The sequence below is a fragment of the Oleiphilus sp. HI0132 genome (genome assembly GCF_001635845.1).
The window spans coordinates 1-868 of sequence record NZ_LWGJ01000343.1 but is presented as its reverse complement, the minus strand read 5'-3'; the positions used below and the strand labels follow the sequence as shown (position 1 = coordinate 868).

Below are 868 nucleotides of genomic sequence, written 5' to 3'. Positions count from 1 at the left end.
GAATCAGTCTCAGCTTCCTGCTGTTCCTGCGGCTGCGACGACTCAGGTACAGGCCCTACCCACACCTGACCAGCGCGAAGCAATTGAGCTAATCACTCATGTTGTCGAAGGGCACCGTAGACGGCCACTGATCGTCACCGCCGATAGGGGACGAGGCAAAACCAGCGCGCTTGGCATTGCCGCGGCGAAGTTGGCCCTCAAATATAAAAAATCTATTTTGATTACAGCCCCCTCAAAACGAGCTTGTGCCAATGCATTCTTCCACTTTTCAAAATACATTACAGATGAGTGTGGCAACCACGATAGTTATTCTCACTGTCTGAAGTTTATATCGCCTGATGAGCTCTTACTTACCAAGCCCGAGTGCCAGTTACTGCTAATCGATGAAGCTGCCGGAATTCCAGCGTCTACATTGAGTGAACTACTAAAGCACTATTCTAGAATCGTATTTTCAAGCACCATCCATGGCTACGAAGGCAATGGTCAAGGCTTTGCAATTCGTTTTAAGAAACAACTCGACCTACTAACACCCAAGTGGAAAAGCATTCATCTAAGCCAGCCAGTTCGTTGGGCCGAGAATGACCCCTTAGAAAATTGGATGAGTCGGCTATTATTTTTATCCTTGAATGACGATTCATTTAGCCAAAAACGTAGTGTAAAAAACAAACATACAGAGATGAACGTGCTCTGGCCTTCACAGCAGCAACTAGCCTCCGAGCCTAAACTTCTTGAGCAGGTTATTTCATTGCTAGTGAATGCTCACTATCAAACTTCCCCTGACGATATAAGACTTATACTTGATCATCCCGGTGTGTTGCTAGCTTGTGGTTTCAAAGATCATATAGAAAGTGAGCAACAAGGTGAGTTG

Annotated in this window: 1 pseudogene; it reads left to right on the top strand. The window is 45.7% G+C overall.

The features are described from left to right. A pseudogene (locus A3766_RS04230) lies at window positions 1-868 on the top strand (AAA family ATPase); the annotation flags it as partial.